This window comes from Comamonas sp. CMM02, assembly GCF_014851485.1.
Taxonomy (GTDB): domain Bacteria; phylum Pseudomonadota; class Gammaproteobacteria; order Burkholderiales; family Burkholderiaceae_C; genus Comamonas; species Comamonas avium.
Genome location: NZ_JACUZW010000002.1, coordinates 117344 through 130264, shown reverse-complemented (window position 1 = coordinate 130264; position 12921 = coordinate 117344). Strand labels below are relative to the sequence as shown.

Genomic DNA, 12921 nt, shown 5'->3' with positions numbered 1-12921 from the left:
CATGGCGCTCAAACGCATCACCTTGCGTGACTTTGTCATCGTGCAGCAGCTGGATCTGGATTTGCACACAGGTTTTACCGTGCTGACGGGCGAGACCGGGGCAGGTAAATCTATTTTGATTGATGCCCTGCAGCTGGCGCTGGGCAGCCGCGCCGATGCTGGTGTGGTGCGTGAAGGTGCTACGCAGGCCGATATCAGCGCAGAGTTTGATGACCCCGCCCACTTGCATGCCTGGCTGGAGGAAGGCGGCTTTGCGCTGGAAGACACGCTCTTGCTGCGCCGCGTGATCGACACACAGGGCCGCAGCCGCGCCTGGATCAATGGCGCGCCGGCCACAGCCACCCAGTTGCGCGCACTGGGTGAAGCGTTGCTGGATATTCACGGCCAGCACGCCTGGCAGAGCCTGACGCGCGCCGACGCCGTGCGTGAGCTGCTGGACGCTTATGCGGGTGTCTCCACCCACGGCCTGCACCAACACTGGACAGCGTGGCGCGCTGCCTCCAAAGACCTGGAGCACGCAATCGCCGCGCAAGACACCCTGCAGCGTGAACGCGAGCGTTTGCAATGGCAGATTGGCGAGCTGGACAAGCTCAACCCCGGCATGGACGAGTGGGACGAGCTGAACACCCAGCACACCCGCCTGTCGCACGCGCAGGCACTTCTGGAAACTGCACAGAACGCGCTCTTCCTGCTGGAAGACGATGAAGCCGGCATCAGCAGCCCGCTGGGGCGTGCGCAGGACATGCTGCAGGACAACGAGCACCTGGAGCCCGAGTTTCAGGCGATTGCCGATGTGCTGGCATCCAGTCTGGCACAGATCAACGATGCCCAGCATTCGCTGCAAATCTACCTGCGCCGCACCGAGCTAGACCCCGAGAAACTGGCCGAACTAGACCAGCGCCTGTCGCTGTGGATGCAGCTGGCACGCCGCTACAAGCGCACCCCGCAAGAGCTGCCTGCACTGCTGCAGTCGTGGCGCGAAGAGCTGCGCCAGCTGGATGCGGTTGTTGACATTGACCGCTTGCGCAAAGCCGAGCAACAAGCGCAAGAGGCATTTCAGACATCGGCACGCGCACTGTCGCAGCAGCGCGCCAAGGCGGCGCCCAAGCTCTCGCGTGCCATCACCCAGGCCATGCAAGGCCTGGGCATGCAAGGCGGCAGGTTTGAAGTGCAGCTGGACAAGCTGGCCGAGCCCGGCGCGCATGGCCTGGACAGCGTGCAATTTTTAGTGGCTGGCCACCCCGGTGCCACGCCCAAACCGATTGGGAAAGTGGCCTCGGGGGGTGAGCTTTCGCGCCTGTCGCTGGCCATTGCCGTCACCACCAGTGAGCTGGGTCATGCTGGCACCCTGATTTTTGACGAAGTCGACTCTGGCGTGGGCGGAGCCGTGGCCGAGACCGTCGGCAAGCTGATGCGCGCTTTGGGCAAAGACCGCCAGGTGCTCGCCGTTACCCATTTGCCGCAGGTGGCTGCGTGCGCCGACCATCACTATGTGGTGGCCAAAAAACGTGACAAAGCAGGCACCAGCAGCACCGTCACCCCGACCGATACCAGCCAGCGTGAGCGGGAGATTGCGCGCATGCTGGGCGGAGAAAAAATCTCAGCCACTACCATGGCCCATGCGCGTGAAATGCTGGTGCAGGCAACGCAAGAGATAGGCTGACAACACAGAGGGCAGAAATGACAGATTTGGAAATTGTGCTGATCACCGGAATGTCTGGTTCTGGCAAGTCCGTGGCCTTGCACGCTCTGGAAGATGCCGGCTATTACTGCGTTGACAATCTGCCGCCCGAACTGCTGGAAGACTTTGTGCGACTGCAGCATGTGCACCATGGCAAGCGCGTAGCCATTGCCATTGATGCACGCAGCGCCACCAGCCTGCCCAACCTGCCGCGTGAGCTGGACAAGCTGGAGCGGCTGAAAGCCTCGGGCCTGCATTTGCATGTGCTGTTTCTGGATGCCTCCACCGGCACTTTGGTGCGCCGCTTTTCGGAGACACGACGCCGTCACCCGCTCTCAAAATCTGAAACCCCCGATGGCCGCCAGGCGCTGATGCAAATCATCGAGCAAGAACGCGAGCTGCTGGGTGATCTGCGTGAGCACGCCCACGTCATTGACACCAGCAACATCCGCGGCTCACAGCTGCAAAGCTACGTCAAAGCGCTGCTCAAGGCACCAGCCAACCAGATGACGCTGGTGTTTCAGTCCTTTGGGTTCAAGCACGGCATTCCAGTCGATGCTGACTACGTATTTGACGTGCGCATGCTGCCCAATCCGTATTACGACACAGAGCTGCGCCCGCTGACTGGCAAAGACGAAGCCGTGCAAAGCTTTCTGCGCCAGCAGCCCGACGTAGCCGCCATGCAAACGCATATTGCGCAATTTCTGGACCACTGGCTGCCGGTGCTCAACGCCAACCACCGCAGCTATGTGACCGTGGCCATTGGCTGCACAGGCGGGCAGCACCGCTCGGTGTACCTGGTCGAACAGCTGGCCGAGCGCTACCAGAGCCAATGGTCCACCTTGCGCCGCCACCGTGAGATGGACAGCCGGGCCTGGGCTGCCATCACAGCCGTATCCCATTAAAAAGAGAGCTACCAGCGCTTACTAGGACTAACTTTCAGATACCAAAGTATCTGAAAGCCTTTGTACATAAGCGTTAAGCGCTCCTTTTTTACAAAGACTCCAGCAACTTGCGCACTGGCGCTGGCAAACCCAGCTGCGGCCAGGCTGCACCAGCGTGCCAGCCCCAGTCCGCCAATGCGGGGGGCAATGCAGGCAGCACACCCGCCACATCCACCACCACCGGGTGCAAAAACAAGTCTCGGTGCGTCAATACATGCAGTTGCGCGGGCCAGTCCTGTCGCGCCACCACGGTCAGATCGAGCGACTGCAGGCTGGCACCCGCCTCAGCCAGACTGGCATAGACCGGCGGGCTGAACAAACCTGCCCAGATCCCTGTATCGCCCCCGCTGGACGGCCTGCGCTGCAAGCACACATGGCCTGCGGCATCACGCAGCACCAGCAGCCACCACGCCTGAGAGCTGCGCTTGGTCTTGCGCGTCTTGACCGGATAGCTTTGCGGATTGCCGTGCTGCGCCGCCCGGCACTGGGTTTGCAGCGGGCACACCAGGCACGACGGATTGCGCGGCACACAAAGCGTGGCCCCCAAATCCATCAGACCTTGCGTATAGCGCGGCATGGCGTTGTGCAGATCGTGCGTGGGCAACAAATCTTCGGCCAGCTGCCACAGGGCCTTTTCATTGCGGCTGCTGGACAAATCTTCGCCATAGGCCAGCACGCGCGTCAGCACGCGCTTGACGTTGGCATCCAAGATAGCCACGCGCTCTGCAAAGCAAAACGAGGCAATCGCCGCCGCCGTCGAGCGGCCAATGCCAGACAGCGTAGCCAGCACAGCGGCGCTGCGTGGGAACACGCCGCCATGCTCGGCCACCACTGCCTTGGCGCATTTGTGCAAATTGCGCGCGCGGCTGTAGTAGCCCAGGCCGCTCCACAGCGCCATCACCTCGTCTTCTGGGGCCGCCGCCAAGCTGGCCACATCGGGGAACTGCTGCAAGAAGCGGTCGTAATAACCCAAGACCGTGCTGACCTGGGTTTGCTGCAACATGATTTCAGACAGCCACACGCGGTAAGGATCGCGCGTTTGCTGCCAAGGCAAATGATTGCGGCCATGGCTGGCCTGCCACTGAACCACGTTCGTGGCGATTGAAGGAAGCAAGGAACTCAAGGGAAGGAGAAAAAACGGAGGCTGAAGAAAAGCAGAACGCAGCTTTCAAGTCGCCTGGCCCTCGGCCACCAGCTCCTGCGGTTGCACTGCATAGGGCTGCACCAGCTGCTGCATCCACTGGGCCAGACGCTGCTCCAAAGCCGAAAGCTGCTGCTCAGCGGATTCAATTTCAGCAATCCGCTCCATCAGGCCACTGGCGGCTTCGTTGATGCGATCCACAGCCTCAATACGCCGTGCAAAGCTGCGTTTGCGCTCCTTCAATTGTGCATCCAGCTGCGAAGTGGCGCTTTTGCTCCATAAATCCAGGTCATTGGCTGCGGACTCAAAGACTGCCCGCAAACGCATGCCCAAGGCATTGACCATGCGCTGGCCAAACAACGGATTTGCCAGCTTGAGCGAATGCCCAAATCCCAGATATTGCAGGTAACTTTCTTCAATCTGCGCCAACTCACGATCAAAGTCATGCAGTTGCAAATCACTGGGCGGCTGCAGAGAAAAGCCGAATTCGGTGTTCAGGTCTCTGAAAGTTCCCCCCAGCATGGCTTGAATCTCTGCTGCAGTAGCTTTGCAATGCGCACCCAAGCCGCGCAGTTGCTCGAACGTAGAGGCATACACCTTGCGCACCCCCATCTTCAGGCCCGACTGCGCCAACGCACCCGTCAGCTGCTCCAGCTCCCGGCGCAAAGACGTTGCACCCAGAAACTGAAAGGCCTGGTTCATCAATTTCAGGTGCACGGAGCGCACTGCCAAAATCTTGGTACTGCTGGCTTCAAACGTGCGCTGCTCCTGCCGTATGCGCTGGCGCATGCTTTCGATCACCGTGGAATTTTTGCCGCGCAAACTGCGCAGCTCCAGCATCTGCTCGTCGAGGTCGCGGCGCCGAATATGAATCGATCGCAGCACCTGCGCTTGCAACTGCATGACCCCTTCACCCACCACGCTGCACAAAATGCTCTGGCGATGCGCCAGGATGCCCTGCGCCAGCAAATCCTCAAACAACGGCAAACCACTGTTTTTGAGCAAGCTGGCATTGCTTTCAATTTTGGCCATCAGGCCTTTTTGCGCAGACAAAGGGACGATGCGCGCCGGGTCAATCTCCAGAACCTGCGCACTGTGCGCGCGTTGCCGGTTGAGCTGGGCCTGCACCTCGGTGCCAGAGTCCAGGCTGCCCCATAAAGTATCAATTTTATTGAGCACCACCAGGTGCGCATTGCCTTCACGGTGGCAAGGCAGCAAGTGTTCTTTCCAGATAGCCAGATCAGATTTGGTCACCCCGGCATCGGCCGCCAGCAAAAACACCACCGCGTGTGCCTGGGCAATCAGGTTGACCGTCAGCTCAGGCTCGGTTCCCACCGCATTCAAACCCGGTGTATCCACAATCACCAGACCTTGCTTGAGCAAAGGGTGCGACAGATTGAGCAGTGCGTGGCGCCATCTGGGAATCTCCACCATGCCCAGGGCATCGCACACCGGGTTGTCAGCCCCGGCCTCATCGCTCCAAAAACCCAGCAACTGTGCTTCTTGCACTGACACTTTGCGCACTTGGGCCACATAGGCCACGTTGTGTGCCAGCTGATCTGGGTCATTCACATCCAGTGGCAATTGCACCCAGGCCGCAGGGCGGTTGCGCCATTCCGCCAGACTGTGCGGCTGCGAGCGCGACTCTACGGGCAAAAGACGCAAACTGGGCGGCAGAGCTGGGTCGTAGCCCAGCTCTGTGGGGCACATGGTGGTGCGCCCCGGGGTAGCCGGCATGATGCGGCGACCGTAATGCGCAAAAAAGACCGCATTAATCAGCTCTGACTTGCCGCGAGAAAACTCCGCCACAAAAGCCACGCACACCTTGTCATCGCGCAGCAGGTTTTCAAGGCGCTGCAAATGATCTTGTACAGCCGCATCCAGCAAATCCTGCGCGGCCAGCCACCCTCTGAAGCCTGCCATCTGCCCCGCAAAGTCTCTGCGCCAGTGGCCAAACCGGTCAAATTGCTCGCTAAATGAAGGACCCACGTCTCCCCCCTCGTTGCATTGTTGTACCGACCGTACTGAATATACCCCCCCTGCTTTTTGCAGGAAGTGCCATAACGCAGTGGATTGACTATGTCTTTTGGCAGTGTGGGCAGTAGTAAGTGCTGCGCTGGCCTTGGCGCAGCAAAGCAATTGCGTTGCCACAGCGCATGCAAGGCAAGCCGTTACGCCCATACACCTGAGCTTGTAACTGGAAGTGTCCAGGCATGCCATCAGCGCTGGAAAAGTCACGCAACGTGGTGCCGCCACGCTCTACAGCCAGCGCCAAAATCTCACGAATCGACTGGTAAAGACGCCTGGCTTTGAGCGTACTGATGCTGTTAGCCGCAGCGGTTGGCGCTATGCGGCTGGCAAACAGAACCTCAGAGGCATAGATGTTGCCCACCCCCACTACCAGCTTGCCACTGAGCAGCAGGGGCTTGATAGGTGAGCGGCTGGCCTGCAGCCCCGCATGAAAAGCTTCCCACCTGAAATGGCTGGCGTCCAGCGGCTCCATTCCCAAACCATCTAGCAGCTTGCGTGCGACGGGGTCGTTTTCGCCGCTGGTTGCAATCACTGCGCCAAAGCGCCGGGGGTCATGCAAGCGCAAAGTCCCCCTGTCGGTACGCATATCAAAATGGTCATGCACGCCCAGTGCGGGCAAGTCGCTGGCAAAACGCAAGCTGCCGGACATTCCCAAATGCACCATGAGCATGCCGCGGTCCAGATCAATCAGCAGGTACTTACCGCGACGGCGCACTTGCTGCACCTGAGAGCCGACCAGCTTGTCAGGCACGCACCCCAAGGCCCAGCGCAAAGGCTTGCCCATGGTGACGGCCAGAATGCGGGCCCCTTCAATCTGGAGGGCAAAGCTGCGACGGGTGACTTCGACCTCTGGAAGTTCTGGCATCTGATGGTTTCGCTCACAACAGTGAAATGCTTGGATTATTATGGTTCCATGGTTTCCAAACTTCGCAATTTCCGCTTGGCCTTGATGTCCGCACTTGTTCTCGGAACATTGCCTACTTTGGCGCAAGAAGCACCCTCCCTCGACAGCACGACGTCAGAGGCCCTCCCCCCATCAGCAGCCGACACAGCGGCAGCTTTGAGCGCCGAGCTTTTCTACGACCTGCTGGTCGGAGAGATGTCGGCCTCTCAAGGAGATGCGGTCAATGCTGTGGCATTGCTGATGGAAGCAGCACGCCAGAGTCACTCGCAGCAGCTGTATCAACGCGCAGCCGAGCTTGCGCTGCAATCGCGTTCAGGCCAACGTGCGCTGATGGTGGCCGATGAGTGGCAAAAAAACTTCCCGCAGTCTCGCGAAGCCAATCGCTTCATGCTGCAGGTTCTGCTGATGCTCAACCGGGTCTCCGAATCCCAGGACGCCTTGAGCCGCGAAGTTGCATGGACACCAGCAGCCGCCAAGCCAGCCACCTACCTGTCGATTGCGCAGCTTTACAGCCGCGCTAGCGATAAAGCACTGGCTGCCGCCGTCGTCGAGCAAGCTTTGCAGCCAGATCTGAAAAACGCCAGTCTGGCCCCTGCAGCCTGGGCCACCATTGGCCATTTGCGCATTGCGGCCAATCAAAAAGACTTGGCCCTCCAGGCCTTGAAGCACGCTTATGCACAAGGCCCCCGCAGCGGAGCTACGGCCTTGCTGGCCCTGGAGTTAATGGAATCAGGCGTCTCTTCCGCAGAGCCAATGGTGCAGGAATATATGCAGCACCAGCCTGCACCGACCATACAGATGGCCTATGCCCGCGTGCTCATGGCTCAAAATCGTCTGGACAACGCCCTAGAGCAGTTAACCCGGCTGCTCAAGGGCAAGCCGGATATGCCCGATGCCTGGATGGCCCTGGCCAGCCTGCATGCCCAGCAAGCCAACTGGAAGAAAGCGCAAGAGGCATTGCAGCGCCTGGAAAGTCTGGTTGAAAAAATGCCGGCACTGGCTCAGCGCACCCAGGCCCTCACCCAGGCTTACATGCTGGGGGGGCGCATTTCTTTGCAGCAAAAAGACTATGCGCAGGCGCTGAACTGGCTGGAAAAAATTCCAAGCGGCATTGACACCTTGAACGTGCAGAGCCTCAAGGCGCAAGCGCTGGCCAAGCTAGGCAAGCTGGCCCAGGGCCGTGCCTTGATTCGTGCCGTACCAGCCGACAGCGAAGAGCAAGAGGTGCAAAAACGCCAGGCAGAAGTCATTTTGCTGCGTGACAACGACGCACCCCAGGAGGCTTACTTGCTGCAGCGCACCTTGTATGAACAATTGCCTGACGACGCCAACATTGCTTACGAAACGGCCATCCTGGCTGAGCGCGCAGGAAAGATCGATGTCATGGAAAAGATCCTGCGCGAGATCATCCAAAAACATCCCGATCACCACCACGCCTTCAATGCGCTGGGTTACTCGTATGCAGAGCGCAATATTCGACTGCCAGAAGCCAAAGAACTGATTGAGACAGCGCTGCAGCAAGCACCCAACGACCCTTTCATCCTCGACAGTCTGGCCTGGGTGGAGTTCCGCATGGGCAACAAGGACCGTGCCTTGGCCCTTCTGGAAAAGGCATACGCACTGCGCAATGACGTGGAGATTGCTGCCCATCTGGGAGAGGTGCTGTGGAGCACTGGCAATCAGGAGCGTGCCCGCAGTGTTTGGCACCAGGCGCTGATCCAGGATGCAGACAACGAAACCCTGCGCACCACACTTGAACGCCTGCAGGTCAAGCCCTAATAAGCCATGTCACATCGATTCACACGCATGACTGGCTGGCAGGCGGCCCTGGCGCTAGGCCTTGCGCTGGCACTCACCGGCTGCAGCACCCCGCACATCCCCAAGCCCGACCCAGCAAGTTCTTCGGGCATGGCCTGGAGTGGCCGCATGGGCCTGCAGGTACAGGACCCCTTGGAGCAGGAGCAGTCATTCAGCGCCTCTTTTCACCTGCAGGGCAGTCCAGAACAAGGCAGCCTGGACGTTTTCAACCCTCTTGGCTCGCAGATTGCCAAACTTCAATGGCAGCCGGGTGCAGCACTGCTACAGCAAGGCGATCGCATCACCCAGTCCGATTCTTTGCAAGAGCTGTTGCGCCAAAGCCTGGGCACGGCTTTGCCTGTTCAAGCGCTTTTTAGCTGGTTGCAAGGGCACAATGCCAGCGCCGAAGGATGGCAGGTGGACCTAAGCCGTCACAGTGAAGGCCGTATCACAGCGCAACGCATCACACCTTTGCCACACGCCACCCTGAGAGTTGTTCTTCAGCCTGTTGACTAAAAGCAGTGCGCAAAGCTTTGCCACGTATTTCTTGCTCTTCACACATGCATAGCCTCTACGACGTGCCGGCCCCGGCCAAACTCAACCTGTTTTTGCACATCACAGGGCGCAGGGCGGATGGCTATCACCTGCTGCAATCTGTCTTCATGCTGATTGATTGGCAAGACACCTTGCACTTTGAACACATCCAGAGTTCAGAAATTTCGCGGCAAGACCTCAACCCGGACGCCCCGCAACTTCCCGCAGATGATTTGTGCGTTCGGGCCGCACAAGCCTTGCAAGCCGCCACAGGCTGCACCCAGGGCGTGCGCATTGCGATTGACAAGCACATCCCCTCTCAAGCGGGCATGGGTGGAGGCTCTTCAGATGCGGCATCTACATTGATCGCCCTGAACCGGCTCTGGAACCTTAACCTCACCCGTGCACAGCTGGAAGGTATCGGCATCCGGCTGGGTGCTGACGTGCCCTTTTTTATTCGCGGGCACAACGCCTGGGTAGAAGGCATCGGCGAGAGCATTACGCCTTTATGTGGCGCTCACGCCTTGCCTTCCCGGCTTTTCTGGGTCATCAAGCCACAAGCGGGCCTTAACACCCAAAGCATTTTTACTGACCCGCGCCTTCAACGCGATACAAAGCGTGCTAAAATCGAAGACTTTGCTGCAGATCACTACGGCTTTGGCCACAACGACCTGCAGCCGGTTGCTGAAGCTTTGTGCCCCGATGTAATGAAAGTCAGAAATTGGCTGAATGCATCTGGAATGCATGCTACAATGACTGGCTCTGGAAGTGCGGTATTTGCACAAGCCAGCAAAGAGATTGATTTTTCACATGCGCCTAGCACATGGAAAATCAGGCTTTGCAAAAATCTGGAAAATCATCCATTGATCCAATGGATTCCAGAATAACAAGCTACCGGTTAATTGTTATCGACGACAATTGACCTGTGTAGGGGAGTCGCCAAGTTGGTTAAGGCACCGGATTTTGATTCCGGCATGCGAGGGTTCGAGTCCTTCCTCCCCTGCCAAATATCTTTATGCGTTTAAGCAAACCCAATACTGGGAAGCTCATGCAATCCAATAATTCTGAATTCGTGGTTTTTACGGGCAATGCCAATCGCAGCATGGCCGAAGAAATCGCCAAGCATCTTGGCGCATCTTTGGGCGCTGCTGATGTTGGTCGTTTCTCTGACGGTGAAGTCACCGTAGAAATTAAACAAAACGTCCGCACCCGCGATGTGTTTGTGGTGCAGCCTACTTGCGCCCCCACCAATGACAACCTGATGGAGTTGCTGGTGATGGTGGACGCTTTGAAGCGCGCCTCCGCACAAAGCATTTGCGCGGTCATTCCCTACTTTGGCTACGCCCGTCAAGACCGCCGCGTGCGCTCTACCCGTGTAGCGATTACCGCCAAAGTGGTTGCCAACATGTTGCAGGCCGCTGGTGTAAACCGCGTGCTGACCATGGATTTGCACGCTGACCAGATTCAGGGCTTCTTCGACATTCCCGTCGACAACATCTACGCTTCGCCCATCCTGCTCAAGGATCTGAACGAAAAGAAATATGACGACCTGATCGTTGTATCTCCAGACGTGGGTGGTGTGGTGCGCGCACGCGCACTGGCCAAGCAGCTGGGTTGCGATCTGGCCATCATCGACAAGCGCCGGCCCAAGGCCAACGTGTCGGAAGTGATGCACGTGATCGGTGACATCGATGGCCGCAACTGCGTGATCATGGACGACATGATCGACACGGCTGGCACTTTGGTCAAAGCCGCAGAAGTGCTCAAGCAGCGCGGTGCCAAGAAGGTGTATGCCTATTGCACACACCCCATTTTCTCTGGCCCTGCCATCCAGCGTATTTCCGAAGGCGATGCTCTGGACGAAGTGGTAGTGACCAACACCATTCCTTTGAGCCCCGCAGCTCAGGCGTGTGGCAAGATTCGCCAATTGTCCGTGGCACCTCTGTTTGCAGAGACCATCCAGCGCATCTCTACCGGTGACTCGGTAAGCAGCCTGTTTCAGGACTAAGTTTTTCCTTCGGGACATTGCACAACCTCCTTCGGGAGGTTTGCGTTTTCCGAAGTTTCATCCAGGGCACAAGCCTTGGGTTTTTAACCGAGTGGAACTGGTCGCGGTCCACTCATATTGGAGTTAGTTATGCAAATCGCTGCAACAGCACGTAATCTGCAAGGTACGGGTGCGAGCCGCCGCCTGCGTATTTCCGGCAAGGCACCTGGTATCGTTTTTGGCGCTGGCCAAGACGCACAAAAGATCGAAATCGATCACAACAGCCTGTTCCACGCTCTGAAGAAGGAATCTTTCCACACTTCGATCCTGGACCTGGACATCGACGGCCAATCTTCCAAGGTTGTGCTGCGCGACGTGCAATACCACCCCTTCCGTGCTCAGATCCTGCACATCGACTTCCAGCGCGTGGACGAGAACACCAAGATCGAATCCAAGGTTGCTCTGCGTTACGAAAACGCTGACAAGTCGCCTGCTGTAGTGACTGAAGAAGGCACTGTGACGCCTCTGATCACCGAAGTATCGGTGCTGGCTGCTCCTGCCAAGACTCCTGAGTTCATCTCCGTGGACCTGTCCAAGCTGTCCTCCAAGGCCATCCCCGGCCTGCAGACCGTGAAGGCTCCTAACGGCGTGAAGATCATCGCTCGTGGCGCAAACAAGAACCCCGTTCTGGTTTCCGTGAAGCTGCCTGAGGCTGCTGTTGTTGCTCCCGTGGCAGCTGCTCCTACCGACAAGAAGAAGAAGAAGTAATTTTTCTCCTCTTGCCGCCGCAGCCCCTGGGGGCTGCTGGCAAAACAAATGGCCCGCCTTGTGTGGGCCATTTGTTTTGCTGAACATGCATTCCCTGCATGCAGCCCTGACTGGATAATCCTCGCATGATCAAACTGTTTGTGGGCCTTGGCAATCCTGGCCCGGAATATGAAGACACTCGCCACAATGCCGGCTTTTGGTGGATTGATGGCCTGGCCCGTGAGCTCAAGGTGCATTTGCAGCCAGAGCGCAGCTACTGGGGCCTGATGGCACGCACCAGCGTGCAGGGCCAGCCCGTGTGGCTGCTGCAGCCACAGACGTTCATGAATCTGTCTGGCAAGTCCGTAGGCGCACTGGCACGCTTTTTCAAGATCAAGCCCGAAGAAGTGCTGGTGGTGCATGACGAGCTGGATTTTGAACCTGGTCAGATCAAGCTCAAGCGCGGCGGCAGCCACGGCGGTCACAACGGTCTGCGAGATATCCATGCACAGCTGGGCAGTCCTGACTACTGGCGTCTGCGTGTGGGCATTGGTCACCCCGGCCAAAAAGGGGATGTCGCCAGCTGGGTACTCAAAAAACCGCCGCAAGAACAGTGGAACGCCATTCACGAGCAGATTGACCGCAGCCTCAAGGCCTGGCCTTTGCTGGCCGCCGGAGAGATGGAAAAGGCTACCGTGCTCATCAACACCAACAAGCCGCCACGCCCCAAGCCACCGCGTAAACCGCTGCAGGATGCAGACAGCACACCAGCCTTGCCGAATCAATAAAAAATAGCTGCTAACACTTACCCAAAGAAGCGTTAGCAGCTACATGACTGGTTTGACTGGTGTTTTTATATCTTCAGTGACAGTGCCTGCAGGCGTTCAAATTTCTGCAGCAAGGTTTCCTGACTCTCCACAAAGTCCGGATTCACAGGAATGCACGAGACAGGACAGACCTGCATGCACTGAGGCTCATCAAAGTGCCCTACGCACTCTGTGCATTTGAGGGGGTCAATCTCATAGATCAGCTCCCCCATGTAAATGGCGTCGTTCGGGCACTCTGGCTCACACACATCACAATTGATGCATTCTTCCGTGATCATCAGCGCCATGGCATGCCTCCTCGGCGCAAGGCCGTACACAGGCAAACGGC

12 protein-coding genes and 1 tRNA gene are annotated in these 12921 nt (G+C 58.1%); 9 read left to right on the top strand and 4 right to left on the bottom strand.

From position 1 onward, the window contains the following. The first annotated feature begins 1 nt into the window (after position 1). Positions 2-1663, top strand: coding sequence for a DNA repair protein RecN (recN, locus tag IB213_RS05770; RefSeq protein WP_192405701.1), 1662 nt, complete (start codon positions 2-4; stop codon positions 1661-1663). 17 nt (positions 1664-1680) lie between these two features. Next, complete coding sequence (gene rapZ, locus IB213_RS05765; RefSeq protein ID WP_191724084.1) at positions 1681-2586, top strand: RNase adapter RapZ; 906 nt, start codon at positions 1681-1683, stop codon at positions 2584-2586. Between the two features lie 88 nt (positions 2587-2674). Here rapZ and mutY read toward each other — a convergent pair whose 3' ends face one another. The 3 genes from mutY to mutM all read right to left on the bottom strand — a co-directional run bounded on the left by mutY (position 2675) and on the right by mutM (position 6662). After that, positions 2675-3748, bottom strand: coding sequence for an A/G-specific adenine glycosylase (gene mutY / locus IB213_RS05760; protein WP_192405700.1), 1074 nt, complete (start codon positions 3746-3748; stop codon positions 2675-2677). 45 nt (positions 3749-3793) lie between these two features. After that, positions 3794-5755, bottom strand: coding sequence for a dynamin family protein (locus tag IB213_RS05755; protein ID WP_192405699.1), 1962 nt, complete (start codon positions 5753-5755; stop codon positions 3794-3796). Between the two features lie 88 nt (positions 5756-5843). Then, complete coding sequence (mutM, locus tag IB213_RS05750) at positions 5844-6662, bottom strand: bifunctional DNA-formamidopyrimidine glycosylase/DNA-(apurinic or apyrimidinic site) lyase (protein WP_192405698.1); 819 nt, start codon at positions 6660-6662, stop codon at positions 5844-5846. Between the two features lie 48 nt (positions 6663-6710). Between mutM and IB213_RS05745 the strand changes: the two genes are divergently transcribed. From IB213_RS05745 to pth, 7 genes are all read left to right on the top strand, one after another. After that, positions 6711-8480 carry a tetratricopeptide repeat protein gene (locus IB213_RS05745; protein ID WP_192405697.1) on the top strand — a complete coding sequence of 590 codons (1770 nt, stop codon included), beginning with the start codon at positions 6711-6713 and terminating at the stop codon, positions 8478-8480. Between the two features lie 6 nt (positions 8481-8486). Then, complete coding sequence (locus IB213_RS05740) at positions 8487-9014, top strand: lipoprotein insertase outer membrane protein LolB (RefSeq protein ID WP_225214227.1); 528 nt, start codon at positions 8487-8489, stop codon at positions 9012-9014. 44 nt (positions 9015-9058) lie between these two features. Next, positions 9059-9919 carry a 4-(cytidine 5'-diphospho)-2-C-methyl-D-erythritol kinase gene (gene ispE, locus IB213_RS05735; protein WP_191724089.1) on the top strand — a complete coding sequence of 287 codons (861 nt, stop codon included), beginning with the start codon at positions 9059-9061 and terminating at the stop codon, positions 9917-9919. Positions 9920-9961: 42 nt separating this feature from the next. Continuing rightward, a tRNA-Gln gene (locus IB213_RS05730) sits at positions 9962-10038 on the top strand. 42 nt (positions 10039-10080) lie between these two features. Further along, positions 10081-11040, top strand: coding sequence for a ribose-phosphate pyrophosphokinase (locus IB213_RS05725; protein WP_191724090.1), 960 nt, complete (start codon positions 10081-10083; stop codon positions 11038-11040). A gap of 129 nt (positions 11041-11169) precedes the next feature. Further along, entirely contained in the window at positions 11170-11787 is a 618-nt protein-coding gene (locus IB213_RS05720) for a 50S ribosomal protein L25/general stress protein Ctc (RefSeq protein WP_191724091.1), read from the top strand. 125 nt (positions 11788-11912) lie between these two features. Then, on the top strand, positions 11913-12554 hold the full coding sequence (pth, locus tag IB213_RS05715) for an aminoacyl-tRNA hydrolase (protein ID WP_192405696.1): 642 nt from the start codon (positions 11913-11915) through the stop codon (positions 12552-12554). A 65-nt stretch (positions 12555-12619) separates the two neighbouring features. On the opposite strand, the gene IB213_RS05710 is transcribed toward pth, so the two are convergent. Then, the gene (locus IB213_RS05710; RefSeq protein WP_192405695.1) at positions 12620-12880 is read right to left on the bottom strand and encodes a YfhL family 4Fe-4S dicluster ferredoxin; all 261 of its coding nucleotides are present in this window, start codon (positions 12878-12880) and stop codon (positions 12620-12622) included. Between the last annotated feature and the right edge of the window lie 41 nt (positions 12881-12921).

Bases quoted from the DNA above. Each gene is read 5' to 3' on its own strand.
- recN (WP_192405701.1), top strand. From the start codon at position 2: ATGGCGCTCAAACGCATCACCTTGCGTGACTTTGTCATCGTGCAGCAG.
- rapZ (WP_191724084.1), top strand. From the start codon at position 1,681: ATGACAGATTTGGAAATTGTGCTGATCACCGGAATGTCTGGTTCTGGC.
- mutM (WP_192405698.1), bottom strand. From the start codon at position 6,662: ATGCCAGAACTTCCAGAGGTCGAAGTCACCCGTCGCAGCTTTGCCCTC.
- IB213_RS05745 (WP_192405697.1), top strand. From the start codon at position 6,711: ATGGTTTCCAAACTTCGCAATTTCCGCTTGGCCTTGATGTCCGCACTT.
- IB213_RS05740 (WP_225214227.1), top strand. From the start codon at position 8,487: ATGTCACATCGATTCACACGCATGACTGGCTGGCAGGCGGCCCTGGCG.
- ispE (WP_191724089.1), top strand. From the start codon at position 9,059: ATGCATAGCCTCTACGACGTGCCGGCCCCGGCCAAACTCAACCTGTTT.
- IB213_RS05725 (WP_191724090.1), top strand. From the start codon at position 10,081: ATGCAATCCAATAATTCTGAATTCGTGGTTTTTACGGGCAATGCCAAT.
- IB213_RS05720 (WP_191724091.1), top strand. From the start codon at position 11,170: ATGCAAATCGCTGCAACAGCACGTAATCTGCAAGGTACGGGTGCGAGC.
- pth (WP_192405696.1), top strand. From the start codon at position 11,913: ATGATCAAACTGTTTGTGGGCCTTGGCAATCCTGGCCCGGAATATGAA.
- IB213_RS05710 (WP_192405695.1), bottom strand. From the start codon at position 12,880: ATGGCGCTGATGATCACGGAAGAATGCATCAATTGTGATGTGTGTGAG.